The organism is Brevibacillus fluminis, from assembly GCF_052072235.1.
GTDB lineage: Bacteria > Bacillota > Bacilli > Brevibacillales > Brevibacillaceae > Brevibacillus_D > Brevibacillus_D fluminis_A.
The window spans coordinates 565027-591274 of the sequence record NZ_CM125436.1 but is presented as its reverse complement, the minus strand read 5'-3'; the positions used below and the strand labels follow the sequence as shown (position 1 = coordinate 591274).

Genomic DNA, 26248 nt, shown 5'->3' with positions numbered 1-26248 from the left:
AGGCCAAAATGGACGGAGGAACCAAACGTGCACAAACAGCTTGTTCTCTATCTGGTGATGGGGAGTAGAAATTGCGAGAACCGAAGACCGGAAGACGTCCTGCGCGAAGCGATCGCGGGCGGGATCACCTTGTTTCAATTCCGCGAGAAAGGAGATTGCGCGCTGGAAGGCACAGCCAAGCTCGAGCTGGGCAGGCGGCTTTTCACGATCTGCCGCGAACACGGCATCCCTTTCATCGTCAATGACGATGTCGAGCTGATGCTCGCACTTGACGCGGATGGATTGCATATCGGGCAGGAGGACGGCTCGGCCCGAGCCATGCGAAACCGCATCGGAGACAAAATCCTCGGCATTTCCGCCCACGATTTGTACGAGGCGCGGGCCGCTCTTGCCGATGGCGCTGACTATTTGGGCGTCGGCCCGATGTATGAGACGCAGACAAAACCAGACATACGCGAGGTGCGCGGACCTGACGTGATTCGTGAGATACGTGGAGCTGGCATCGCATGTCCGATTGTCGGGATCGGCGGAATCACGCACGGAAAAGCTGCTCCCGTCATCGCTGCCGGCGCAAATGGCATCGCGGTAATCTCCGCGATTTCACAAGCGATCCATCCAAAGGAAGCGGCAAAAAAACTGATGCAGGAGGTGCGCAGCCGATGACTTACCGAACAAGCTTGTTAACCAAAATGGCTGTGCTGGTCGCGATTGGCACACTCAGCTCCCACCTGCTTTCGATTCCAACCGGTTTGGCCAAAGCGTTCCCGATCCAGCATGCGATCAATGTGATCGCCGCCGTTCTGCTCGGCCCGCTCCCTGCCGTACTGGTCGCGTTTATGATCGCGCTCTTGCGCACTCTGCTTGGCGTAGGTACACTTCTGGCGTTTCCCGGCGGGATGATCGGCGCCCTGCTGGCCGGGCTGCTGTATCAACGAATCCGGCAGCATTGGAGCGCGGCTGTCGGTGAAGTGGTCGGGACCGGGATTATTGGATCGCTCGCGGCGGTTCCGTTTGCCATGCTGTTTATGGGGCAGGTAGTCGGGGCGTTTGCGTTTTTGCCGGCGTTTTTGGTGAGCACCGTTTGCGGTGCGGCGATCGGCTGGATGGTGGTCGGGTTGCTGAAAAAAGGCGGGTTAAAGTGAAAAAAACAGGCAAAGCTCCTTGTAGGACGACTTTGCCTGTCGCAGGTATTTCCCTTACTCATGATTCAAGCCAAAAACCGTAAACCTTTTGCCATATGGTGGACCCCCTTACTAAAATAATCTTTTTCGTATTAGCAGATTAAGTTGGTGGCGGTACTGCAAAAAGATTGTCATTGTCCATCTGCAAACAAAGCAAGGCTTCCATTACAGAAACCTTGCCAGCTTGCATATTGTTTACATGTGATGAAGGGGGTTTACTTGGTTACAACCTCTGTTCCATCCGCCTGCTTCACTGCATGGTGCTCCCTGGATGCTTCTTCGATCTCGGCAAACGCCCAATGGTTCACCGGCACATCCAGCCATGGAGCGGCCGGGCTGCCCATCAGCGGCCCTCTCCCGGTAAGCCGGTTCAGCAAAGTCACCACCTCGGCACGGGTAAGCAAGCGATTCGGACGGAACGAACCGTCTGCATAGCCTTTCATATAACCCTGTTCGTTCGCTGCCTCTATGCTTCCTTGCGCCCAGTGCCCGTTTGTATCGGTAAAGGAAGGTGCGCCCGCCGCGGGCTTGAGCTGCTTCCATTTTGCGATAATCACCGCCATCTCGGCACGGGTCACCGGCGCATTCGGGTGGAACTTGCCGTCTGCATCCCCGGTCATCAGGCCGTCAGCTGCCACGCTTGCAATCGCTTTGGCTGCCCAATGCTGCCCATCAACATCCGCAAAGCCTGCGCTTGCGGTTCCTTCAGCTTCGTTAGCAATCAAACGGGACAGCATCGCCGCCATTTCCGCGCGCGTAACGGTACGGTTGGGCTGGAACGTATGGTTCGGGTAACCCGTCATGTATGGGGTGTGATTCACCTGCTCTTGTTTGCCTTTCAAGGAAATGAACGTAAACGTGCTGAACTTGCTGATCTCAATCTCGATGCCAACCGGCTTGCCGGAGTCATCATACTTGACTCGACCGGTTTTCAGTTCCTTCTCCCCGTCATTGTGCTCCACATAAACTGACAGTGTCGACAGGAATGCCTGCTGTGCTCTCGGTTCGGACGGCAAGCTCACGTCATGCAGTGGGAATGTCACTTTTGTCCGGCGATTGGCGTAGTTCGTCTCGATTCTCATCGGTTTGCCGATGATCTGGACATCCTGTCCGCCCGCCGCCTGCTTCACTTCGTCCGCATTGACAGTACGCTCCACAACGCTTTGCTGCTCGGCTGGCTGCTGGATCGGGACGATCCGGAAGTAAAGATCGTTGCCGCTGAGCGTGGCGAGCATTTCTTGCGGGATGGTAATGGTCACATCAACCGTTTTGATTTCCAGAGAGACTTGTCCGTCCTTCAATTGGACCAGCGCTTCTTTCGGCACCTTGACCGCTACCTCGTCCGCATGATCCCACGGCAGGTCGTCGATGACGATTCGCACCATGCCGTTGTTGTTTTCCGCCGCTCTCTTCAGGATTTTGGCTACAGTACCGGAATCGAGGACGACTTCATCGACCTTTTTGCCGTCCGCCGTCACTTTGCGGTTCACCTCGACCTGGTCCGTTACGGAATGGTCGCTTCCAGCTTCCACCGTGACATGCCGTTTGGAACCTGTCTCACCGCCAGTTTGCCCGGAGGATGCGTTGCCGCCGTTGCCGGAGCTGTTGCCGCTGTTACCGCCACCTGAGCTGCCGCTCTCACCGCCGCCTTTGTCGTCGCCCTTGTCGTCTTCGTGGGGAGCAGCATCGACGGTGACCTGGATGCTCGCGGTATGGTCGTCGCTGTTCGTCACTCCGTCTGGCAAATTCACCAGCGTTCCGTTTACCGAGAAGGTCTGGTCTTTCTTCCGGCTTGGATTATAGTCGGAGCCTGCCACATTCCATTTAACATCGACACGGATGTCGCTGCCGTCATCCAGCTTGACTTTGACTTGCGTTGGCAAGCCGAGCGCTGACGCAGTCTTCGCGGTGCCGTTCGCCACCCCCGTGATGTCGGCCGGATCGATGACGCCCGTAATGTTTCGCGTTTCCAAGTTAGCCGCTTCCACCGTGACCCGGATGGTTGCGGTATGGTTGTCGCTGTTCGTTACGCCATTCGGCAAGTTGACCAGCTTTCCGGTTACCGTAAAGGTTTGTTCGTCCTTGCTAGTTGGGTCGTAATCCGAACCTACCACGTCCCATTTGACACCTACATGGATGGTGCTGCCTACATCGAGCGTAACCTCGACCTTTGCAGGCAAGCCGAGCGCCGCCGCTGTTTTCGCGGTGCCATGCGCCACCCCGGTGATGTCGGCCAGCTTGGCCACCGCCACAATGTCCCCGGCGGCCGCCGCTTCCACCGTGACCCGGATGGTTGCGGTATGGTTGTCGCTGTTCGTTACGCCATTCGGCAAGTTGACCAGCTTTCCGATTACCGTAAAGGTTTGTTCGTCCTTGCTGGTCGGGTCGTAGTCGGTACTTGCCACGTCCCATTTGACAGTTGCAGAGATGGTGCTGCCGTCATTGAGCGTGACTTCAACTTTTTCAGGCAAGCCGAGCGCGGAGGCCTTTTTCGCGGTACCGTTTGGCAGGCCGGTGATTGCCGCAGGTTTTTGCACACTTACGATATCTTTGGTTTCGCTAGTGGCTGCTTCTACCGTCACCCTGATGCTTGCCGTTAGGTTTTGCGGGTTGCTGATTCCCTCCGGCAGATTTACCAGATATCCGGTTACCATAAAGATTTGCTCTTCCTTGCTGTCAGGATCATAGTTTACAGACCCGACTTCCCAGTTTACCGCTGTCTGGATGGTGCTACCATTGCTCAATGAGACTTCTACCTGCGTTGGCAGCCCCAAAGCGGATGCTGTTTTTGCCGTTCCGTTGGGCAGGCCTGTGACGGATAACGGATTTTTGACTTGATTTACATAGATGGTCACGGGTGTCACAGGCGCGGCATCCGTCGTGACGGTCACCGTGTTCGAGGTCCCCGCATTCGCTCCGCCCGTCACTATCAGGCGGAAGTCATAACCGGTCGCTGCACGTAAGCTGGTGACCGTCGCACTCGTCGCATTCGTGGCGATGGTTCCTGTTGTTGCTTGACTCCACGTATTCGCTCCCGTCGGCGACTGCACGATGATGATGCTGGTCGCTCCGCTTACCGCTGTCCATGTGAAGCTCGCCGTAGTGCTCGTTTTGCTGCTGTTTGTAAAGTCTGACACCGGTACTGGCGGCGCAGCATCCGTCGTAAATGTCTGGTCGCTTCCGTAGCTCGTCCCTTGCGCATTTACTGCATACGCCCGGTAATGATACGTCGAGCCCGCGCTTAATCCCGTCAAACTCACGCTAAACGTTCCCGTCGTACCCGTTGCTGTTGCTTTCGAATCGCTCGTCGTCGGATTGGCGCTGGTCGAGTATACGACCCCGCGTTCCGTGATTGACGCGTTTCCATCCGACGTCACGTCACCGCCTACCGTCGCTCCGCTGCTCGTGATGTTCGTCGCGGATGCATCCGTCGTCACCGTCGGTGCACTTTGCGTTGCGCTTGTTGTAAACGTCTCATCCGATCCATAGCTCGTCCCTTGCGCATTTACTGCATACGCCCGGTAATGATACGTCGTGTTGGCACTTAATCCCGTCAGACTCACGCTAAACGTTCCGGTCGTGGCCGTGGCCGTTGCTATTACTTTTGAATCGCTCGTCGTCGGATTGGCGCTGGTCGAATACACGACCCCTCGTTCGGTGATCGTCGCGTTTCCGTCCGACGTCACGTCACCGCCTACCATTGCTCCGCTGTTCGTAATATTCGTCGCGGATGCATCCGTCGTCACCGTCGGCGCACTTTGCGTCGCGCTCGTCGTAAACGTCTGGTCGCTCCCGTAGCTCGTCCCTTGCGCATTTACTGCATACGCCCGGTAATGATACGTCGTGTTGGCACTTAATCCCGTCAGACTCACGCTGAACGTTCCCGTCGTGGCCGTTGCTGTTACTTTTGAATCGTTCGTCGTCGGATTGGCACTGGTCGAGTATACGATCCCGCGTTCCGTGATTGACGCGTTTCCATCCGACGTCACGTCACCGCCTACCGTCGCTCCGCTGCTCGTGATGTTCGTCGCGGATGCATCCGTCGTCACCGTCGGTGCACTTTGCGTCGCGCTCGTCGTAAACGTCTGGTCGCTCCCGTAGCTCGTCCCTTGCGCATTCGTCGCGTACGCCCGGTAATGATACGTCATGTTCGCGCTTAATCCCGTCAGACTCACGCTAAACGTTCCGGTCGTGGCCGTGGCCGTTGCTGTTACTTTTGAATCGCTCGTCGTCGGATTGGCGCTGGTCGAGTATACGACCCCGCGTTCCGTGATTGACGCGTTTCCATCCGACGTCACGTCACCGCCTACCGTCGCTCCGCTGCTCGTGATGTTCGTCGCGGATGCATCCGTCGTCACCGTCGGTGCACTTTGCGTTGCGCTTGTTGTAAACGTCTCATCCGATCCATAGCTCGTCCCTTGCGCATTCGTCGCGTACGCCCGGTAATGATACGTCGTGTTGGCACTTAATCCCGTCAAACTCACGCTAAACGTTCCCGTCGTGGCCGTTGCTGTTACTTTTGAATCGCTCGTCGTCGGATTGGCGCTGGTCGAGTATACGACCCCGCGTTCCATGATTGACGCGTTTCCATCCGACGTCACGTCACCGCCTACCGTCGCTCCGCTGCTCGTGATGTTCGTCGCGGATGCATCCGTCGTCACCGTCGGTGCACTTTGCGTCGCGCTCGTCGTAAACGTCTGGTCGCTCCCGTAGCTCGTCCCTTGCGCATTTACTGCGTACGCCCGGTAATGATACGTCATGTTCGCGCTTAATCCCGTCAGACTCACGCTAAACGTTCCGGTCGTGGCCGTGGCCGTTGCTGTTACTTTTGAATCGCTCGTCGTCGGATTGGCGCTGGTCGAATACACGACCCCTCGTTCGGTGATCGTCGCGTTTCCGTCCGACGTCACGTCACCGCCTACCGTCGCTCCGCTGCTCGTGATGTTCGTCGCGGATGCGTCCGTCGTCACAGTCGGCGCACTTTTCGTTGCGCTTGTTGTAAACGTCTCATCTGATCCATAGCTCGTCCCTTGCGCATTCATTGCGTACGCCCGGTAATGATACGTCGTGTTGGCACTTAATCCCGTAAGACTCACACTAAACGTTCCCGTCGTGGCCGTTGCTGTTACTTTTGAATCGTTCGTCGTCGGATTGGCACTGGTCGAGTATACGATCCCGCGTTCCGTGATTGACGCGTTTCCATCCGACGTCACGTCACCGCCTACCATTGCTCCGCTGTTCGTAATATTCGTCGCGGATGCATCCGTCGTCACCGTCGGCGCACTTTGCGTCGCGCTCGTCGTAAACGTCTGGTCGCTCCCGTAGCTCGTCCCTTGCGCATTTACTGCGTACGCCCGGTAATGATACGTCGTGTTGGCACTTAATCCCGTAAGACTCACACTAAACGTTCCCGTCGTGGCCGTTGCTGTTACTTTTGAATCGTTCGTCGTCGGATTGGCACTGGTCGAGTATACGATCCCGCGTTCCGTGATTGACGCGTTTCCATCCGACGTCACGTCACCGCCTACCGTCGCTCCGCTGTTCGTGATGTTCGTCGCGGATGCATCCGTCGTCACCGTCGGTGCACTTTGCGTTGCGCTTGTTGTAAACGTCTCATCCGATCCATAGCTCGTCCCTTGCGCATTCGTCGCGTACGCCCGGTAATGATACGTCGTGTTCGCGCTTAATCCCGTCAGACTCACGCTAAATGTTCCGGTCGTGGCCGTGGCCGTTGCTGTTACTTTTGAATCGCTCGTCGTCGGATTGACGCTGGTCGAATACACGACCCCTCGTTCGGTGATCGTCGCGTTTCCGTCCGACGTCACGTCACCGCCTACCGTCGCTCCGCTGTTCGTAATATTCGTCGCGGATGCATCCGTCGTCACCGTCGGCGAACTTTGCAATGATCCGGAGTATGTAAAAGCATAAGTCGTATCTGTATTGTTAGCAGCTACAAACGAATTGTAGTAATTTTGAACCGTCCCCAAATCCCACTTTACAGAATACGAATGCCCCGCTGTTAAAGCAGCTGATGGCGTAATCGTGAGCGTGTCACTTCCCCAACCCGTTATTTCAGAACTCGTATAAGCGATCGTTTCAACGGTTGAATTGGAGGTCGTGTCTCTAACGGTAAAACTGCCGGATACACCTTTAATGACACTGATGGAAAATTTCAAAGAGAAATTCGAACCCGATAAAGTCCCTCCGTTTGAAGGAGAGGAATTGTTTGCGTCAAATGTCGGTACCGTACCGCTCGTTACAGCTATTCCCCCATAGGCGGGATTTTGGGTAAATGCTTTGATTGGGGTCACCGTTCCCGTCCCCAAATCAACGCTGTACAACCCCGTACTGCCAGCCCCGCCTGCGGCATCTGTAAAGTAAGCTTTATTATTCGCAATATCCAGCGCCAAAGCTCCCGGCGCTTTGGTGATCGAACTTTTAATGACCGTATCTCCGGTCCCATCCGGGTTAATTCGGTTCAGTGCATCTCCGGTTTTTAGACTACCAGCTGTTCCGTCCGAGGTCATGTAATAGATATAATCGTTAACTGGATCATAGGCCACTCCCCCATAAGCGGGATTAAAGGAAAATGCTTTGATTTGGGTCACCGTTCCCGTCCCCAAATCAATACTGTACAACCCCATACTGCCAGCCCCGCCTGCGGCATCTGTAAAGTAAGCTTTATTATTCGCAATATCCAGCGCCAAAGCTCCTGGCGATTGGGTGATCGAACTTTTAATGACCGTATCTCCAGTCCCATCCGGGTGAATTCGGTTCAATGCGTCTTCGTTGCTTAGACTACCAGATGCTCCGTCCGAGGTCATGTAATAGATATAATCGTTAACTGGATCATAGGCCACTCCCCCATAAGCGGGATTAAAGGAAAATGCTTTGATTTGGGTCACCGTTCCCGTCCCCAAATCAATGCTGTACAACCCCATAATGCCAGCCCCGCCTGCGGCATCTGTAAAGTAAGCTTTATTATTCGCAATATCCAGCGCCAAAGCTCCCGGCGCTTTGGTGATCGAATCTTTAATGACCGTATCTCCAGTCCCATCCGAGTTCATTCGGTTTAGTGCATCTTCGCTTTTTAGACTACCAGCTGTTCCGTCCGAGGTCATGTAATAAACAAACGGACTTGAGGAAGTCGCCGCTGCTTTTTCCGGCTGCAACAGAACCATAGCAGTCATCATGTTTACGACTAAACAAATTGTGAGAAAGATCGATGACGTTCTCATTACTAATTTATTCAACATGTAAATTCTCTCCCTAGCGTTTCCTTTTATCGGGATTCATTTGCCTGTATACAAAGGAGGCTGCTGCATCAGTAGCAGCCTCCTGAACATTCAACGCCTAATCAAGGTCCATACATTTTCAAAAAAACGCCCATCATTCTCTATGAAACCGCATCTAGTCTCTTGTAGGAAAAATACCTTGTACACAAATAATATAATTTAGGAGCGGAAATAAAACGGGGCAGAATTAGCGGACCACAGCAGCCCTCCCCTGTTATAAACCTTCAGATCGCCGTCATCCTCAAGCACGCAATGCTCGTGTCCGCTCACACCGGCGGGATGAATTCCTGCCGCCCAAAAAGCTGTGCCATCGGCCGCGTACAGCACGAGATTCTTGTCTTCCTGCACCACCAAACAGTGGTGTGCCCTCCTTGGTCAGCCCCGACTGCCATACCTCTTCCCCGCTGTCAGCAAACTTGATGACAATCCCATTGCAGTCAGCCAGCTCAAAGATGAACTTTCCGTTCTTAGAGCGCAGGCAATTCCCCTTTTTCAACCTCTCGCCAAGCGAAAGCTTCCCTTCCCCGGAGCCAGTCCTCCTGCATGCTTAGCTCGGCCCCATCGCTGCCGCCGCTTTCCCAGATGACTTCGCCAGCCGCTTCACGTCGAACGACCGCTTGATCATCCACATTAAATGAAGCAACTTTGGCTCTTGTTGGGCGAAAACATTCCCCCTTCACTTTTTTTAAGAGTAAAAGGTTCAAGTAGGTCATTCATATTTCCCCGCCCTTCCTTATTCATTTCAATCGTATATTCAGCTTGGTTTTACCCTGTTCCGGTTGGGATGGTTTCCCCCTATCCATTCGTTCAAATAACCGCTTTGCAGTGCTCTTTTTCGAAGCGAACATACCGGTTGACGTCAGTTCTTTCTTACACCCTATCAAAAAGCCACTGAACAAATACTGAACAACCAATAAACAACAATAACCCGCGTGGACACGAACCCGCAGGCAACTCAAGCAATCAAGTTTTGTAAAGAAACAGCAAAGGGACCTGTCGCAACAGGTCCCTTTGTGAGCTTCACAGTTTATTCCAACTCCCGGACCAACCGTCCGGTAACCCCAATTTTTCCATCTACAATCTTCTGAATAACCCCAATCAACAGCTCGTGCTCGACGCGATGAATCCGCTCCGCCAGCGAGTCATGCGTATCGCCCTGCTCGACTGCCACCGGCAGCTGTGCAATGATCGGCCCGGTATCAAGCCCCGCATCGACGAAATGCACGGTCACGCCCGTTACCTTCACACCGTACTCCAGCGCTTGTCCAATCGCATCTTTCCCTGTAAAAGCTGGCAGAAGCGACGGATGCAGGTTGATGATCCGGCCTTCGTAAGCCGCAAGCAAAACCTCTCCCACAAGGCGCATGTAGCCTGCCAGCACGACAAGCGAAATATCCAGCGCCTGCAGCTTTTCCACGATCACCGCCTCAAAAGCAGCCTTGCCGTCATACGCTTTCGGGTCAAAGGCAAAGGCAGGCACGCCGAGGCGCGCCGCCCGCTCCAGCACATAGGCAGATGGCTTGTCGCAAATCAGGAGGGCGATTTCGGCGCCCTGCAGTCGTCCGTCTGCAATCGCAGTCGCGATGGCTTCGAAGTTGGAGCCGTTACCAGAGGCAAAGACAGCCAGCTTTTTCACCATTCCACCCCGCTGTAACGCACCTCGCGCTCGCCCGCTTCGATCGAACCGATGCGGTAGGCGTCCTCACCCAGCTCTTTCAAAGCGCCGAGAACCGCGTCCGCTTCATCGCCGCGCACAACCAGCACCATCCCGATCCCCATATTGAAGGTACGGAACATGTCCGGCTGGGAAACAGCGCCCAAGCGTTGCACCAGATTGAAAATCGGCAAAATCGGCCATGAGCCGTATTCGATCACGGCTTGGGCGCCTTCCGGCAGCACGCGCGGAATGTTTTCCGTGAAGCCGCCGCCGGTGATGTGGGCAAGCGCCTTGATCTCGAAACGCTCCAACAGCGCCAACACTGATTTTACATAGATACGGGTCGGCGTCAGCAGCTCTTCGCCCAATGTTTTGCCCAGCTCGTTCACATGCTGGTCCAATGTCAGGCCGTTATCCGCCAACAGCACCTTGCGCACCAGCGAAAAGCCGTTGCTGTGCACGCCGCTCGACGGAATGCCGATCAGCACGTCGCCAGCCGCTACCGTTTTGCCGGTGATCAGTTTATCTTCATCGACAGCGCCGACCGTAAATCCGGCGATGTCGTACTCGCCTTCAGCGTACATGCCCGGCATCTCCGCGGTTTCGCCGCCGATCAGCGAGCAGCCCGCTTGCGCGCAGCCGTCCGCGATCCCTTTGACGATCGCTTCGATTTTTTCCGGCACGACTTTGTCGCACGCCAGATAATCGAGGAAAAAGAGCGGTTCCGCCCCTTGCACTACGACATCGTTCACGCACATTGCAACCGCGTCGATCCCGATCGTGTCGTGCTTATCCATCATGAACGCGATTTTCAGCTTGGTGCCGACACCATCCGTCCCGGAGACCAGCACCGGATTTTTGTATTTGCCTGTATTCAGCTTGAACAGTGCGCCGAATCCGCCCAGATCGGTCATGACCTCAGGACGGAACGTGCGCTTCACGTGCTTTTTCATGCGCTCGACCGCTTCGTTCCCCGCCGCAATGTCGACGCCAGCCTGTTTGTATGCGTCACTCATCTCTACCGTTCTCCTCTCTTAACACTTCGTGATCGGCAGAGCCGCTTCGAATTCGATTTCAGTCGGGTAGTCGCCCGTGAAGCATGCGAGGCAATGTCCGCGATGCGGTCCGTCTTCTGCGCGACCAACCGCCTCGACCATTCCTTCTACCGACAAATAGGCAAGTGAATCAGCACCGATGTACTGACGGATTTCTTCCAATGAATGTGTGGTGGCAATCAGCTCTTCACGCGTCGATGTATCGATTCCGTAAAAGCATGGGTTCATGATTGGCGGCGAGCTTACGCGAACATGGACTTCTTTCGCGCCTGCCTCGCGCAGCATTTTCACGATCCGGCCGCTGGTCGTACCGCGCACAAGCGAGTCATCGATCATGACGACGCGCTTGCCTTCCACCACTTTGCGTACGGCGGACAGCTTCATGTGCACGCCGCGCTCGCGCATTTCCTGCGATGGCTGAATAAACGTGCGCCCGACATAGCGGTTTTTGATCAAGCCCAGCTCGTACGGGATACCGGATGCTTCCGCGTAGCCGATCGCTGCAGAAATGCCGGAATCCGGCACCCCTGTCACAACGTCCGCCTCAACCGGAGATTCCTGCGCCAGCTGTTTGCCCAGACGTTTGCGCGCCATGTGGACATTGATCCCGTCGATATCGCTGTCAGGCCGCGCGAAATAAATGTATTCAAACGTGCAGATCGACCGTTTGGTTTTTTCCGCAAAGGTGCTGGTTTGCACGCCGTTCTCGTCGACTACGATCAGCTCGCCCGGCTGCACTTCGCGCCAATACTCGGCGCCGATGATGTCAAACGCACAGGTTTCCGACGCTACGCAAACCGCATCGCCCATCCGTCCCAAGGACAGCGGACGCAAGCCGTTTGGATCGAGCGCAATCACCAGCTGCTTTTCGTTCATGACCAAAAGCGCATAAGCGCCTTTGATATGCTGCAATGCGTCGCGCACGGCATTCGGCAAATCTTTGTTTTGCGAACGGGCGATCAGGTGGGCAATAACCTCCGTATCGCTCGTCGATTGAAAAATCGAGCCTTTCTCCTCCAGCTCTTTGCGCAAAACCGACGCATTCACCAGGTTGCCGTTATGCGCGACAGCCATGCTGCCTTGCGCGTAGCGGAAAAAGAGCGGCTGCGCATTTTCGATCTTGCTGGAGCCTGCCGTCGTGTAACGGGTGTGGCCGATGGCGATATGGCCGCTGAATTTCTCCAGATCGCCTTTGCCAAATGCTTCGGAAACAAGGCCCATGCCGCGGTGTTTATACCACTTTTCCCCGTCAGAAGAGCACATACCGGCACTCTCCTGCCCCCGGTGTTGCAGGGCGTGAAGGCCCAGGTAGGTTAACTGGGCCGCCGAATGATGATCATAAATACCAAAAACGCCGCATTCTTCGTTTAATTTATCCCAAATCAGCTTATCAAACATGGAATCGCATCCCTCCAGGCTGCCTTCAGAAGAGCGAGCGGGGCATCGACAGCTGCCCGATCGTTGATCGTAATCTTGAACTCGTTGCCACCTGTAGAACCGATTGCCGCAGCCGGAACGCCGCGCTCTTTTGCCAGCGCGAGAACCGCTTCCGCCTGGTCAGCTTTCACGCTGATCAAAATGCGGGATTGCGACTCGCTGAAAAGCAAGACATCATCGCGCAAATCGGTTGTGAGGGAGACGGTTGCACCGATCTCCTTGCCAAAGCTGGACTCTGCCAACGCCACAGCCAAACCGCCCTCAGACAGGTCATGCGCTGATTGTACCAAACCTTGACGAATCGCGTCCAAAACCAGTTTTTGCAGCGCCGCTTCTTTTTTCAGATCGATTTGCGGCGGGCGGCCTGCGATTTTGCCGAGTGCGAGCTTTTGGTATTCGCTGCCGCCCAGCTCGCCATACGTATCGCCCAGGAGGATGATGGTATCGCCCGCTTGTTTGAATTCTTGTGTGGTTATATGATCAACGTCTGCGATCAGGCCAACCATGCCGACAGTCGGAGTTGGGTAGATCGCATCGCCGCTGCGTTCATTGTAGAAAGAAACGTTGCCGCCGATAACAGGCGTTTCGAGGGCGAGGCACGCTTCGCTCATGCCTTCTGCCGATTTTTCAAACTGCCAGAATACCTCCGGCTTTTCCGGGCTGCCAAAGTTGAGGCAGTCGGTGATCGCGAGTGGCTCCGCACCGGAGCACACCACGTTGCGCGCCGCTTCCGCTACGGCAATCGCGCCGCCCACTTGCGGATCGAGGTACACATAGCGCGCATTGCAGTCGGTCGTCATCGCCAGCGCTTTGCGCGTGCCGCGAATGACAACTACCGCTGCGTCAGAGCCAGGCTTTACAGCTGTGCCCGCACGCACGATATGGTCATACTGCTCATATACCCAGCGTTTGCTGGCAACGGTCGGCTGTTTCAGCACATCGACCAATGTTTTGTTCAAATCTGCCGGCTGCGGCAAATCGGTTGTATCGACAGTTGCGTTTGCTTCATAGTAAGCTGGCACAGCCGATGGCTTGTGGTACACAGGCGCGTCTTCCGCGAGCGTGTCTACAGGCACATCGCAGACGACTTCTCCTTTATGGAGCAGGCGCAGGCGGCCATCTTCGGTCACGCGGCCAACTACAGCGGAGTGCAGCCCCCACTTGTCAAAAATCGCTTTTACTTCCGCTTCGCGCCCTTTTTCCACAACGACGAGCATGCGCTCCTGGGACTCGGACAGCATCATTTCATACGCGCTCATGCCCGCTTCACGCTGTGGCACGAGGTCGAGGTTCATTTCGATCCCGTTTCCTGCTTTGGACGCCATCTCTGCGCTGGAAGAAGTCAGACCGGCAGCACCCATGTCCTGAATCCCTACGACCGCTCCGGACTTGATCAGCTCCAGGCACGCTTCCAGCAGCAATTTTTCCATGAACGGGTCGCCGACTTGTACCGCCGGACGCTTTTTCTCCGATTCCTCAGTCAATTCTTCGGAAGCGAAGGTCGCGCCATGGATACCGTCGCGGCCCGTGCTGGCGCCGACATAGATCACTGGGTTGCCGATCCCTTTGGCCACGCCTTTTTGGATTTCATCGTGATTGATCAAGCCGACGCACATTGCGTTGACCAACGGGTTGCCTTCATACGTCGGGTCAAAGCAGACCTCGCCGCCTACCGTTGGAATCCCGATGCAGTTGCCATAGCCTGCGATACCGGCTACGACATTTTCAAACAAATATTTGACGCGCGGCGTTTGCAGTTCGCCGAATCGCAGCGAATTGAGCATCGCGATCGGACGAGCGCCCATGGAGAACACGTCGCGGATGATCCCGCCCACGCCGGTTGCTGCGCCTTGGTACGGCTCGATCGCCGATGGATGGTTATGGCTCTCGATTTTGAACACGACGGCTTGGTTATCGCCGATATCGACGATACCCGCACCTTCACCAGGTCCTTGCAATACGCGCGGCCCTTTGGTCGGGAATTTGCGCAGCACAGGCTTGGAATTTTTATAGGAACAATGTTCGGACCACATGACGCTGTAAAGGCCAGTCTCTGTCCAGTTCGGTTGGCGACCCAGCAGGTCAACCACGCGTTGATATTCTTCGTCGGTCAGGCCGATTTCGCGATAGAGGCGCTGTTCAGCGATTTGTGCTGACGTAGGTTCTTTATGCTGTGACACCGTTTCGTTCCCTCCAAGTCTTCAAGATCGAGGTAAAGATGCGTTTGCCGTCATCGGACGTCATCCATTCATGGACAGCGCGCTCCGGATGCGGCATCATGCCCAATACATTTCCCCGCTCATTCATAATTCCTGCAATATCGTCAATCGACCCGTTTGGATTTTCACCCTCGTAACGGAAGACGATCTGATTGTTCGCTTTCAATTTGTTCAATGTTTCTTCGTCGCAGTAGTAGTTGCCCTCACCGTGAGCGATCGGAACGTCGATCACTTCATCCAGCCCATAGTCTTTGGTAAAAGCCGTGTCGTTGTTGCTTACGCGCAGCTTGGACAAGGTGCAGCGGAACTTCAGGGAACGGTTGCGCAGCAAGACACCTGGCAAAAGGCCCGCCTCGGTCAAAATCTGGAATCCGTTGCACACGCCCATCACCAGCTTGCCCTCGTCAGCCGCCTTGATCACTTGCTCCATGACCGGAGAAAAGCGTGCGACAGCGCCGCAGCGCAGGTAGTCACCGTAGGAAAAACCCCCGGGCAACAAAATCACATCATAGTTGGATAGATCGTTCTCCGAGTGGAAGACGTAGTCGACAGGAACGCCCATGATGTCTTCGACGGCGTTGTACATGTCGACGTCCGCGTTCGAACCCGGAAAAACAATGACTGCTACGCGCATGCTCAGCCCTCCACAATCTCGAAGCGGTAATCTTCGATGACGGTATTTGCCAAAAGCTTCTCGCACATCTCCTTCACGCGCTCTTCAGCCTGCGCGCGATCTGCCGTGTCGAGCATCACTTCCATATATTTGCCGATGCGCACTTCATTCACTTCATCGAAGCCAAGCGTGTGGAGCGCACCTTTTACAGCCTGTCCTTGCGGGTCCAATACGCTTTCACGCAGAGTTACATATACGATCGCTTTACACATGTTCTTTTCCTCCTATACGTCGCAACATTTCTTGATAAGCTTCTTCTACATTTCCCAAATCGCGGCGGAAACGGTCTTTGTCCAGCTTTTCTTTTGTTTCGGCATCCCAGAAGCGGCATGTGTCCGGCGAAATCTCGTCAGCCAGAATGATTTTGCCATCCGGCGTGCGGCCGAATTCCAGTTTGAAGTCAATCAGCATGACATTGCGCTCTGCCAAATAAGGGCGCAGCACTTCATTTACTTTCAAGCCCAGCTCCTCGAGATAGCGTACATCTTCTTCGCTGGCGATGCCGAGCAGCTTGATGTGCGCATTGTTTACCAGCGGATCGCCGAGCGCGTCGTCTTTATAGTAAAACTCAACAATCGGATGAGCCAAAACCGTTCCTTCTTCAAAGCCCAATCGCTTCGCCAGCGAGCCGGCCGCCACGTTGCGGACGACGACTTCCAATGGAACGATCTCCACTCGGCGCACCAGCTGTTCATGATTGGACAGCTGCTCGACGAAATGGTTCTCGATCCCCTTCTCCTTCAGCATCGTGAAAAAGATGGAGCTGATCCGGTTGTTCAATTCACCTTTTCCTGTGATGGTCCCTTTTTTCTCGCCATTAAACGCCGTAGCGTCATCTTTATACTCGATCCAGTACACGTCCGGGTTGGAAGTCCGATAGACCCTCTTTGCCTTTCCTTCATACAGCTGTTCTTGTTTTTCCACTGTGAAGTCTCCTTCCCGCGAATATAGTTCGGGTTTTTACGTCATTTCACGAACATTACATTCTGATTAAACCATAAACATACGCATTTTTCAACGAAAAATCTCGTTAATAGGATCGACAAATGTTCGGATTTTCCGTTAGTCACCCTCGCAAGTCGTCGCTTTCAGCATCTTGTGATACACTAACCACGTACATACAAGCCGCAAAAGGAGGTTGCCATGATTCCGTATGAAGTTTCTTTTCCTACCCGCGTCCTGTTTGGGTGCGGTGAATTAACGAAAATTGGCAGCGAAGCAGCCAAGCTGGGACATAAAGCGCTGCTCGTCACAGGCGGAAAAGCCGTCCGGGCTGCTGGCATTTTGCAGCGGGCCATCCAATACTTGACCGAATCGAATGTTACTCCTGTTTTATATGACCGTATCGAACCCAATCCTCGCACTTCTTCCGTCGATGCGGGTGCCGCCTTGGCTCGTGAGCATGCGTGCGATCTGGTCATCGCCATCGGCGGCGGCTCCGTCATGGATGCCGCGAAAATGATCGCGCTGACCGCCAAATCGCAGCGCCCCGCCTATGACTATATGAGAGGAAATCCGAACGGCTTGTTCGCACAGCTTGCCACGATCACCGATGCGCTGCCAATCATCACCGTCCCAACCGTTGCGGCGACAGGTTCGGAAGCGAATGAAAAAAGCGTGCTGACACATTGGGACACACATGAAAAATCTTCGATGAGCGCGCCTGCTCTTTTCCCGAGAACGGCATTGCTTGATCCGACACTGACCTATAGCGTCCCGCCGCGTGTAACGGCTGAGTCATCTGCCGATATTTTCTCCCATCTTTTCGAAGCTTATCTCATCAGCGCTCCGGGCACGCACGTCCAGGACGGGATCACCGAGTCTTTGATTCGCCAGGTCGTCCACTTTGCGCCTATCGCCGTTGCGGAGCCTGAGCATGAAGAAGCGCGCTCGACGCTCTTATGGGCAAGCACGCTCGCGATCAGCCCCTTCACATTAGCCGGACGTGGAGCAGGCTATCCGCTCCATCAACTAGAGCATCCGCTCAGCGGGCATTTCGATATTTCGCACGGGCGCGGGCTGTCGATTTTGACCCTGCCTTATTTCCGCCAAATCATTGCTCATGACAGGCCGGATCGGCTGGCGCGAATGGGCCGTCAGTGCTTCGGCGTCACGCATCCTGATGATCAGCAAGCCGCTTCCGATACGATTGATGCCGTTGCGGCCTGGTTTGCCCGTCTCGGAATCACCGAACGGCTCGCTGATTTCGGCATCCCGCACGCTGCGCTAAAGACGCTGGCGGAAGACGCGATCCGCATCGGCGGCAGAGGAAGCGGCAGCATCGCCGGTTCGCGGCCCATTACGTTCCGTGATGTGCTTGCAATCTATGAAGCCTGCTATTAAACTTCAAATTGAAGAGAATTTTTCAATAAAATATTTTTTAATATAGGGAGATGACTGAAATGGACCTGCGCATTAATGAATTGGCCAGCCGTCTGGTTCGCTACTCGCTCAACCTGCAGCCTGGTGAAAAAGTCTTGATCGAAAACATCGGCTTGCAGCCTGAAATGGTTCGCGCTCTCGTCCGCGAGTCGTTTGCTGTTGGCGCCCTGCCGTTGGTGACGATCAAAGATCAGCAAGTCATGCGCGCCATGATCCAGGGCACCAGCGAAGAGCACATGGAGCTGATGGCCAAGCACGAGCTGTCTCGCATGCAGGATGTAGACGCTTACATTGCCGTACGCGCTTATGAGAACATCAATGAATACTCCGACATCCCGGAAGAGAAAATGGGCTTGTATTCCCGCATTTTCTACAAAAAAGTCCACTTCGGCGACCGCATCCCGAACAAACGCTGGGTCGTTCTGCGCTATCCGAACCAATCGATGGCACAGCTCTCCAACATGAGCCTCGAATCGTTCGAGACGTTCTATTTCAACGTATGCAACCTCGACTACGCGAAAATGTCCAAAGCGATGGACCCGCTCGTCGAATTGATGGAGAAAACCGACCGCGTCCATATCAAAGCGCCGGGCACCGATCTGCGCTTCTCGATCAAAGGCATCCCTGCGATCAAATGCGACGGCCACCGCAACATCCCGGACGGCGAGGTTTACACGTCCCCGGTACTGGATTCCGTTGAGGGCACCATTTCCTACAACGCTGCGTCCAACTACCACAGCACATCGTTCACCGATATCAGGTTCACCTTCTCCAAAGGAAAGATCGTTGAAGCGACCAGCAGCAACACGAAGCTCATCAACGAAATTCTCGATACCGACGAAGGCGCGCGCTACATCGGCGAATTCGCGATCGGCATCAACCCGCACATCCTGCATCCGATGCAAGACATTTTGTTCGATGAAAAAATCGCCGGCAGCTTCCACTTCACGCCAGGCAATGCGTACGATGTAGCCGACAACGGCAACCGCTCCTCCATCCACTGGGATCTGGTGCAAATCCAGCGCCCTGAGTACGGCGGCGGCGAAATCTGGTTCGACGACGTGCTGATCCGCAAAGACGGCCGCTTCGTCATCCCGGCTCTCGAAGGCCTGAATCCGGAAAACCTGGTGTAACGCAATCGCGCGAAAAGCCTGCCTCCATTACGGGGCAGGCTTTTTCCTATGAGGAAACCTATGCGCGACGCTCTCGGTGCCGGTTCTTCTCCTGATGCAGATTGCCCTGCTTGTCCAGCGAGAAGTACAGATCGTGCCGCTCATCGGGGATTTGTACGACACGATCGCCTACTTTGATGATGACGCCCTCGGCCTTGTTCAATTTGACGGATTCGCCTACCTCCAGATAGGTGCTCCGCCCAAACGGCGTTCCCGCTTCGAACGCATGAATGCGTCCTTTGGCGACAATCCGCCCTCCTTTGATACTGCTGTCCGGGCTTTTGAACAAGCAGTTTTTGTTCACGGTAACCTGGCAGTTGAGCAATCCTTGTCCCGTGACGACAAGCGAGCCGTTCGTCTCGAGTCGGGACAGATTGGCAAAGCTGACCACAATGTCGCTTTCCTCGAACACGCTGTTTTCAATTTGTACCTTGCTGAGCTGCAAGTAATCGTGGATCTTCTGGACGTCGTTCCAGTTGTTGATCCTCTCAAGCAGCTCCTTGTTGCCAAAAAGCCGCAGCATACGGACAAGCAGCTTGAACTCCAACGGGATCATCGCACCTGCGCTTGCGATCAGTTCGGAAAACTCGCCGATCACCCCGTGCAGACCTGGATGACGATTTTCGATCAGCAGCGATGCGATCTGCCCGATCGTCACATGGAGGCCCTTTTTCGCCGCCATCTCATGTGCCGCTTTCGTTTCTTTTTCCAACGAATCGTACTGCGCCATGATTTTTCCGATCAGCTCGTACGCCTTGCTGTACAAAAGCCCGAGCCTGCCTCCATATACCTGGCTCTTGGTCGCATGACCGTGAATATAGACATGCTGGCACGAAACCAATACGGCGGAAAAAGCATTGCCGAGCACCGTAATGTTGCCGGTTGCCTCTACGCGCATCCCTTCCTGCACATCTCCTTTGATCAGCACATCCCCGTTGAACAGCACATTGCCTACCGTCAGATCCACGTCCCCTTCCACAATGTGCACCGTCTGAATGTCAAAAATCTTGACCGCATCGCCCGTCAGCGATGGTCGCCCCGCTTTTTGCGCAATAACCCGACCCGTATCGTCCATCCGAACATTGCGCCGCAGCTCCACCTGCACGTCCGATACCGGAGGAGGCGGCACTTCGCGGCCAAACAGATCCACTCCCGGCGCCCCGGGCACCGCCTTGTGAACGATGGCGATCGTCTCGCCGCCGGCTACCGACGGAATCAAGCCATGGTCGCGGTAATCGACCTTGCGCTGCCAATCGGCGATCAGCTGCTCCGTTGCATGAGGAAACATCGTCTCGATATATCCGTCCCGTCCCAATTTGGCCGGTTTGCCCGCTGCGACGACGACGGCCGTGCTAAACGGAGCATGCAGCGCTTCCTGCAAAGCCTCTTCCTCGATCGGACTGATGATCGCTATCGCCTGCAGCTCCTGCCGCACTTGTGCCGCAATCGTACCTTTGTCGGCTAACGGCACGAGTTCGCTCTGGGGCACATAAAAAAACGTTGGTCCACAATCTGCAAGCCGCCGCTCATACATGTTTTCGGTAAACACATGCAAATACACTCTCATCGCATCATCGGCGACTGTCAGTTCATATGCTTTATCGTGCAAAATGCGCACCTCAAGCCGATCCGCCTGCCGCACCTCCACCGGCTGGACAGCTTCCTGGCCATTCACGATAATCCTGACCTGTGCTGTCGAGACGACGGACGCATGGCGGCCGCCCGCTTTTGGATCGGTGACACGCAGGATGCCGCTCTCACACACAACAGAGCCATTCAGCAACTCTGTATGCCCACCCTCCAGATTCGGCGACTCCAAATGCGCCAGCAACCGCTGCAGCTCTTCCTTCATCGACGCGTTCACACGAGCCCCTCCCTCCGTTTTCGTCTTATTACTACTATCGAATGTTTTCGTCCGTGCGATAAGTGAATCTTTTCCCGCTATTCCGCCCTTGGCGGTTCCGTCTCGAGACGGAGGCGAATTCCCTCCGCAGACCATTCTCGCTGCATCCTTCTGTCCGGTACAATTTTCGTAGAGATCCGTAAAGTAGGTGATTTATCATGATTGCTTTACCCCCGAGCGCACGCTCCAGGGAGAAAGCCAGCTTTTTCACGATCATGCTGGACTCGAACGCGTATCGAAGCCTGGCCTATTTGCTGCTGTCGTTTCCATTGGGTATTTTTTATTTTGTCTTCGCCATCGCATGCCTAGCGTTATCGATCGGGCTCACGCCTGTATTTTTGATCGGACTTCCCATCCTGCTCTTATTCTTGCTTGCCGCCAATCTGATCATGGACTTTGAAATCGGGCTGATCCGTTATGTCCTGGGCGTCCGTGTCGACTACTCGCGTTGGCAATCGTCCAGCCATAGCAGTTTGGGATTGGTCAAAAGATGCTGGGCTTATGCCACACATCCGCGTACCATGAAAAGCGTGCTCCTTTTGCTGATCAAATTTCCTATCGGCATTCTTTCGTTTGTCATCTCGATTACGTTCATTGCCGTCAGCTTGAGCCTGCTGTTTTCCCCGCTTCTCTATTTCATTGAGCAGACGACAGACCAGTCGACCACGCAAATCATCCTGTTCGACGAAACCATGCTGAATGTTTTTCATGTCGATGGAGATCCCTTCCTCCAAACGTGGATCTATGCCATCGTCGGCTTTTTTCTCACCTTCATCTCACTGCATCTGTTCACCTACCTCGCCCAGTTTTTCAGCAAGATCGTGATGCTGTTTGCTGAAGAGTAGAAAGAAAGCGCTTTTGCTTTTGCAGTCACTTTAGGCAAACAGGGGTGTCGCTCATGCTGTGGAAAAACCGTTCGTTTCTGAAAATGTTCACCGCCTATGGCCTTTCCGCCTTCGGCGATTATTTTGACTTCATCGCTATCTCCATCCTGCTCGGATTCGTTTGGAAAGCGGATGCCATGATGGTCTCACTGGTTCCGCTCGCATTCGCGATTCCCGGCATCCTGTTCAGCCAATTGGCCGGAATCATGGCCGACCGGTGGAACAAGCGCAATCTGATGATCGCAACCGACCTGATTCGCGCCGCCTTTACGATCGGCCTGATCTTTGCGCCAAATGTATGGGTCTTGTTGGGGCTCATCACGCTGCGTGCAGCTGCACGCGTCTTTCATTATCCCGCCCAACAGGCGATGACCCGCCACATCGTCGGCACCGATCAGCTGCTGCAGGCGACCTCCCTGAACGGCGCTGTTTTTCAGCTGTCAAAGGTGCTGGGGCCGCTTTTCGGCGCCTCGATTGCCACGGCCTTTTCTCCCTCCTTCTGCATGGCGGTCAATGCCGTCTGCTTCGTCGTTTCCGCGCTGCTGTTGGCGATGATTCCCGCTTCTCAAGGCCTGGTCGAATCGGGCGAACAGCCTTCGGAAAGCATCAAGCTGCGCACGGCCTGGAAGGAAGGATGGAACATTTTGCTGCAAAGCAGAACCTTGCTGGTCAGCCTGTTCTTCTCCTTGCTCGGCATGGCTGGCATTCTGATGATCGATGCGCAAGTCACGATCCTGCTGCGCGATGTTGCCCCCGATCGTCCCGAACTGATCGGCTGGATCGTGACTGCAGTCGGCGCGGGCGGCTTGGTCAGCGTCACGTGGCTGCGGCGTTTCCGACAGCTGTCCGCCTACGGCTGGCTTTTGGGCGGCGGCCTGCTCCTGATCGGGCTGATGTTTGCCGGAGCAGGCACCTTTGTGGCAAGCACGCCTCTCCTGTGGATTCTCATCGTTTCCTTCATCGGCGGTCTCGGTACGGGTTTTACTTCCACGGGCATGAACTATATCATGCAAAAGGAGACGCCAGGCACCGCGATTGGCCGTATCAGCGGCATTTACGACTCCTTGATGAGCACGGTCTCGATCATCGCTCCGCTTACAGGCGGCGTGCTGATCGGCCTGTGGGGCGCATCCCTCACCTTTGTGTGGGTGGGGCTTGCGATCGGGGCGGTCGGATTGTTTGGCGTGTTGTTCCAACGTTCTTTATGGAGAAAACAGGAGGTTTCCTCATCTACCACGATGGCGGTTTGATGAGCACATCATGCTAAAAAGCGCTTGCTGCCCATGAAAATTGGGGCGACAAGCGCTTTTTCTATCAAACCGTCAGGTCATTACAGACCCAGACGTTGGAAAATCGTATCGACATGCTTCAGATGGTAGCGGTAATCGAAGCAATCATCCAGCTCTTCCTTGGTCAACAGCTCTTTCACCGTTTCGTCGGCGCTGATGATGTCGCGGAAGGAGCGCTGCTCTTCCCACGCCTGCATCGCGCGCGGCTGTACCGTGTCGTACGCTTTTTCGCGGCTCAGCCCTTTGTCGATCAGCTTCAGCAACACTTGCTGCGAGTAGATCAGACCAAACGTGCGGTCCATGTTGCGCTTCATGTTTTCCGGAAACACCGTCAAGTTTTTTACGATGTTCATGAAACGGCGCAGCATGTAGTTGAGCAGCATGGTCGCGTCTGGCAAAATCACGCGCTCCACAGAGGAGTGGGAAATGTCGCGCTCATGCCAGAGCGGCACGTTTTCATAAGCGGACAGCATATGGCCGCGAATGACGCGGGACAGACCGGAAATATTTTCGCAGCCGATCGGGTTGCGCTTGTGCGGCATCGCCGAAGAGCCTTTTTGGCCTTTCGCGAACGGCTCTTCCACCTCGCGCATTTCGCTTTTTTGCAGGCCGCGGATTTCGGTCGCGAACTTGTCCAAAGATGTCGCGATCAGCGCCAGCGTCGCCATGTACTCGGCATGGCGGTCGCGCTGCAGCGTTTGCGTGGAAATCGGCGCAGCTTGCAGACCGAGCTTCTCGCACACATATGCTTCCACGAACGGGTCGATGTTGGCATATGTTCCGACTGCCCCGGAAATTTTGCCGAATGCCACCTCTGCCTTGGCGTTGCGGAAACGAGCCAGGTTGCGCTTCATCTCTTCACGCCACAGCGCCAGCTTCAAGCCAAAGGTCGTTGGCTCGGCATGTACGCCATGCGTGCGGCCCATGCAGACGGTATCTTTGTATTTGCGCGCTTGCTCGGTCAGAATGTCGATGAACTCGACGATGTCTTTCTCGAGAATGTCATTGGCTTGCAGAAGCAAGTAAGACAGAGCCGTGTCCACTACGTCTGTCGAAGTGAGGCCGTAATGAACCCATTTTTTCTCGTCGCCGCTCAACGTTTCCGATACGGCGCGCGTGAAAGCTACGACGTCATGGCGCGTCTCCTGCTCGATCTCATAAATGCGGTCTACGTTGAAAGTGGCATTCGCGCGCAGCTTCTCTACGTCTTCGGCAGGGATGACACCCAGCTTGGACCATGCTTCACAAGCGAGAATTTCCACTTCCAACCATGCTTTGAATTTGTTCTCTTCCGTCCAAATCGCTCTCATTTCCGGGCGCGAATAACGTTCGATCATTGTTTTAGTCCTCCACTCTATCCCAAATTCCCAATTGGTTTACAATCGACAATGCTTCCTCCACATTGTCGGCGAGTACGTTCAGATGGCCCATTTTCCGTTTGACAATGCTTTCGCTTTTCCCGTACAGATGCAGCTTGCACGTAGGCGGCAGCTCTTCCAGCTTGTCCAGCACCGGCTGAACATGCTCTCCCAAAATATTAACCATGACCACCGGGCTCAAAAGCGCAGTAGAGCCGAGCGGCAGGTTGCAGATGGCGCGCACATGCTGTTCAAACTGCGAGGTGATGCAGGCATCCATCGAATAATGACCGGAATTGTGCGGCCGCGGTGCCAGTTCATTCACGTATACGTCCCCGTCTGCCGTGACGAACATTTCGACCGCGATCAAACCGACAACGCCCAGCTGTTCGGCAATCGTCCGCGCGATCGCTTCCGCTTTCTGCTGAACGTCATCGGACACGCGGGCCGGCACGATCGAAGCGTGCAAAATGTTGTCGCGATGAATATTTTCCGCCATCGGGAACGTCGCCAGCTCGCCGGACAAGCTGCGGGCGGCAATGACCGACACTTCCTTTTCAAACTTGACGAACTGCTCCACGATCAGCTCTGCGCCCGTTTGCGACAGGAGATCATAGGCTTTTCCGAGATCATCCGGCGTACGGAGCACATACTGCCCTTTTCCATCATAACCGCCTGTCGCGGTTTTCATCACGGCAGGGAGTCCAAGCTCTTCCGCTGCAGCCTGCAAATCCGCAAGCGACGTGATGACGCGAAACGGCGCAACAGGAATCCCCAGCGCCTGGATCATCGATTTCTCCCGGACGCGGTGCTGGGTTGTCCGCAAAAGCTCGCTGCCCTGCGGCACAAACGACGTCGTCTCCAGCGCTTCCGCCACCGACGCATTCACATTTTCAAACTCATAGGTGATGACGTCGCTTTGCGCAGCCAGACGGCGCGCACCCTCGACGTCATCAAACTTGGCGACAACCTGCTCGTCGCAAACCTGACCGCATGGCGAATCGACGGTCGGGTCCATCGTGACAAACCGATAGCCCATCGCACGACCCGCCAGCGCAATCATACGCCCGAGCTGACCGCCGCCAAGTATGCCGATCGTAGCTCCTGGCTTCACCACTTTGTGTATCGCGTTCCGATTGAGAGTTTGGCTCATTCCAGTTCACTGTCCTTCAATACTTTATCACGAGTGGCCTCACGGCGCACTACAAAACGCTCTTGAATTTCTGGATACTTGATCCCCAAAATCTGTGCGGCCAGCAAGCCCGCATTGATTGCCCCCGCTTTGCCGATCGCGACGGTAGCCACCGGCACGCCGCCTGGCATTTGCACGATCGAAAGAAGCGAATCCAATCCGTTCAGATTCGATGATTTAACCGGGACGCCGATGACCGGCAGCTCCGTTTTGGCTGCCACCATGCCTGGCAAATGAGCGGCCCCGCCCGCTCCGGCAATGATGCATTCGATGCCGCGCGATTTGGCCGTCTCCGCATACGCAAACATGAGATCCGGCGTGCGGTGCGCAGACACCACTTTCTTCTCGTATGGTACATGAAGCTCATCTAATATTTGGCAAGCTTCCTTCATTGTTTCCCAATCCGAGGTACTTCCCATGATTACGCCAACCAATGGACCGTTTATCATGCTGTTGCCCCTCTCCTCATGAAGTGTACTGATAGAAAACCCAATCGTAAGTGTAACAAGGAGCAGCAGCGGCTGTCAACACGTTTTCCGAACGTTCACAAG

The 26248-nt window shown here is 54.9% G+C and carries 20 protein-coding genes; 6 read left to right on the top strand and 14 right to left on the bottom strand.

Translation table 11 applies throughout. The features are described from left to right. Positions 1 to 57: 57 nt before the first annotated feature. The gene (thiE, locus tag ACTID9_RS03300) at positions 58 to 663 is read left to right on the top strand and encodes a thiamine phosphate synthase (protein ID WP_441072387.1); all 606 of its coding nucleotides are present in this window, start codon (positions 58 to 60) and stop codon (positions 661 to 663) included. Continuing rightward, positions 660 to 1142, top strand: a complete 483-nt coding sequence (gene thiW / locus ACTID9_RS03295) for an energy coupling factor transporter S component ThiW (protein WP_441069808.1) — start codon at positions 660 to 662, stop codon at positions 1140 to 1142. Before thiE ends, thiW begins: the two co-directional genes overlap by 4 nt. A 254-nt stretch (positions 1143 to 1396) precedes the next feature. On the opposite strand, the gene ACTID9_RS03290 is transcribed toward thiW, so the two are convergent. The 10 genes from ACTID9_RS03290 to purC all read right to left on the bottom strand — a co-directional run bounded on the left by ACTID9_RS03290 (position 1397) and on the right by purC (position 16441). Continuing rightward, complete coding sequence (locus ACTID9_RS03290) at positions 1397 to 8437, bottom strand: S-layer homology domain-containing protein (RefSeq protein ID WP_441069807.1); 7041 nt, start codon at positions 8435 to 8437, stop codon at positions 1397 to 1399. Positions 8438 to 8635: 198 nt separating this feature from the next. Continuing rightward, on the bottom strand, positions 8636 to 8830 hold the full coding sequence (locus ACTID9_RS03285; protein WP_441069806.1) for a hypothetical protein: 195 nt from the start codon (positions 8828 to 8830) through the stop codon (positions 8636 to 8638). Positions 8831 to 8943: 113 nt separating this feature from the next. Next, on the bottom strand, positions 8944 to 9189 hold the full coding sequence (locus ACTID9_RS03280) for a hypothetical protein (RefSeq protein ID WP_441069805.1): 246 nt from the start codon (positions 9187 to 9189) through the stop codon (positions 8944 to 8946). Between the two features lie 314 nt (positions 9190 to 9503). Then, entirely contained in the window at positions 9504 to 10112 is a 609-nt protein-coding gene (gene purN / locus ACTID9_RS03275) for a phosphoribosylglycinamide formyltransferase (RefSeq protein WP_441072385.1), read from the bottom strand. Then, positions 10109 to 11149, bottom strand: coding sequence for a phosphoribosylformylglycinamidine cyclo-ligase (gene purM, locus ACTID9_RS03270; RefSeq protein ID WP_441069804.1), 1041 nt, complete (start codon positions 11147 to 11149; stop codon positions 10109 to 10111). The genes purN and purM overlap by 4 nt, the downstream gene beginning before the upstream one ends. A gap of 18 nt (positions 11150 to 11167) precedes the next feature. Then, the gene (purF, locus tag ACTID9_RS03265) at positions 11168 to 12586 is read right to left on the bottom strand and encodes an amidophosphoribosyltransferase (protein ID WP_441069803.1); all 1419 of its coding nucleotides are present in this window, start codon (positions 12584 to 12586) and stop codon (positions 11168 to 11170) included. Continuing rightward, positions 12571 to 14805 carry a phosphoribosylformylglycinamidine synthase subunit PurL gene (gene purL, locus ACTID9_RS03260; RefSeq protein ID WP_441069802.1) on the bottom strand — a complete coding sequence of 745 codons (2235 nt, stop codon included), beginning with the start codon at positions 14803 to 14805 and terminating at the stop codon, positions 12571 to 12573. The genes purF and purL overlap by 16 nt, the downstream gene beginning before the upstream one ends. Next, positions 14792 to 15478, bottom strand: a complete 687-nt coding sequence (gene purQ, locus ACTID9_RS03255; protein ID WP_441069801.1) for a phosphoribosylformylglycinamidine synthase subunit PurQ — start codon at positions 15476 to 15478, stop codon at positions 14792 to 14794. Before purQ ends, purL begins: the two co-directional genes overlap by 14 nt. A 2-nt stretch (positions 15479 to 15480) precedes the next feature. Next, the gene (gene purS / locus ACTID9_RS03250; RefSeq protein WP_441069800.1) at positions 15481 to 15729 is read right to left on the bottom strand and encodes a phosphoribosylformylglycinamidine synthase subunit PurS; all 249 of its coding nucleotides are present in this window, start codon (positions 15727 to 15729) and stop codon (positions 15481 to 15483) included. Further along, positions 15722 to 16441 carry a phosphoribosylaminoimidazolesuccinocarboxamide synthase gene (gene purC / locus ACTID9_RS03245; RefSeq protein WP_441069799.1) on the bottom strand — a complete coding sequence of 240 codons (720 nt, stop codon included), beginning with the start codon at positions 16439 to 16441 and terminating at the stop codon, positions 15722 to 15724. The genes purS and purC overlap by 8 nt, the downstream gene beginning before the upstream one ends. A 219-nt stretch (positions 16442 to 16660) precedes the next feature. Between purC and ACTID9_RS03240 the strand changes: the two genes are divergently transcribed. Then, complete coding sequence (locus ACTID9_RS03240) at positions 16661 to 17860, top strand: iron-containing alcohol dehydrogenase (protein WP_441069798.1); 1200 nt, start codon at positions 16661 to 16663, stop codon at positions 17858 to 17860. 59 nt (positions 17861 to 17919) lie between these two features. After that, positions 17920 to 19032, top strand: a complete 1113-nt coding sequence (locus ACTID9_RS03235) for an aminopeptidase (RefSeq protein ID WP_441069797.1) — start codon at positions 17920 to 17922, stop codon at positions 19030 to 19032. A gap of 58 nt (positions 19033 to 19090) precedes the next feature. On the opposite strand, the gene ACTID9_RS03230 is transcribed toward ACTID9_RS03235, so the two are convergent. Then, on the bottom strand, positions 19091 to 20935 hold the full coding sequence (locus tag ACTID9_RS03230) for a DUF342 domain-containing protein (RefSeq protein ID WP_441069796.1): 1845 nt from the start codon (positions 20933 to 20935) through the stop codon (positions 19091 to 19093). A 197-nt stretch (positions 20936 to 21132) separates the two neighbouring features. Between ACTID9_RS03230 and ACTID9_RS03225 the strand changes: the two genes are divergently transcribed. Both ACTID9_RS03225 and ACTID9_RS03220 read left to right on the top strand, forming a co-directional pair. Continuing rightward, a complete protein-coding gene (locus ACTID9_RS03225) occupies positions 21133 to 21819 on the top strand; it encodes a sensor domain-containing protein (protein WP_441069795.1) in 687 nt (228 codons plus the stop codon). Positions 21820 to 21872: 53 nt separating this feature from the next. After that, positions 21873 to 23108, top strand: coding sequence for an MFS transporter (locus ACTID9_RS03220; RefSeq protein WP_441069794.1), 1236 nt, complete (start codon positions 21873 to 21875; stop codon positions 23106 to 23108). A gap of 80 nt (positions 23109 to 23188) precedes the next feature. Here the strand turns inward: ACTID9_RS03220 and purB are convergent, their stop codons facing one another. From purB to purE, 3 genes are read right to left on the bottom strand one after another with little or no spacing between them, the layout of a single operon-like run. Continuing rightward, positions 23189 to 24484 (bottom strand): adenylosuccinate lyase, encoded by a 1296-nt coding sequence (purB, locus tag ACTID9_RS03215; RefSeq protein ID WP_441069793.1) that lies wholly within the window; start codon positions 24482 to 24484, stop codon positions 23189 to 23191. A 4-nt stretch (positions 24485 to 24488) separates the two neighbouring features. Continuing rightward, entirely contained in the window at positions 24489 to 25658 is a 1170-nt protein-coding gene (gene purK / locus ACTID9_RS03210) for a 5-(carboxyamino)imidazole ribonucleotide synthase (RefSeq protein WP_441069792.1), read from the bottom strand. Beyond that, entirely contained in the window at positions 25655 to 26146 is a 492-nt protein-coding gene (gene purE / locus ACTID9_RS03205; protein WP_425456365.1) for a 5-(carboxyamino)imidazole ribonucleotide mutase, read from the bottom strand. Before purE ends, purK begins: the two co-directional genes overlap by 4 nt. Positions 26147 to 26248 lie beyond the last annotated feature (102 nt).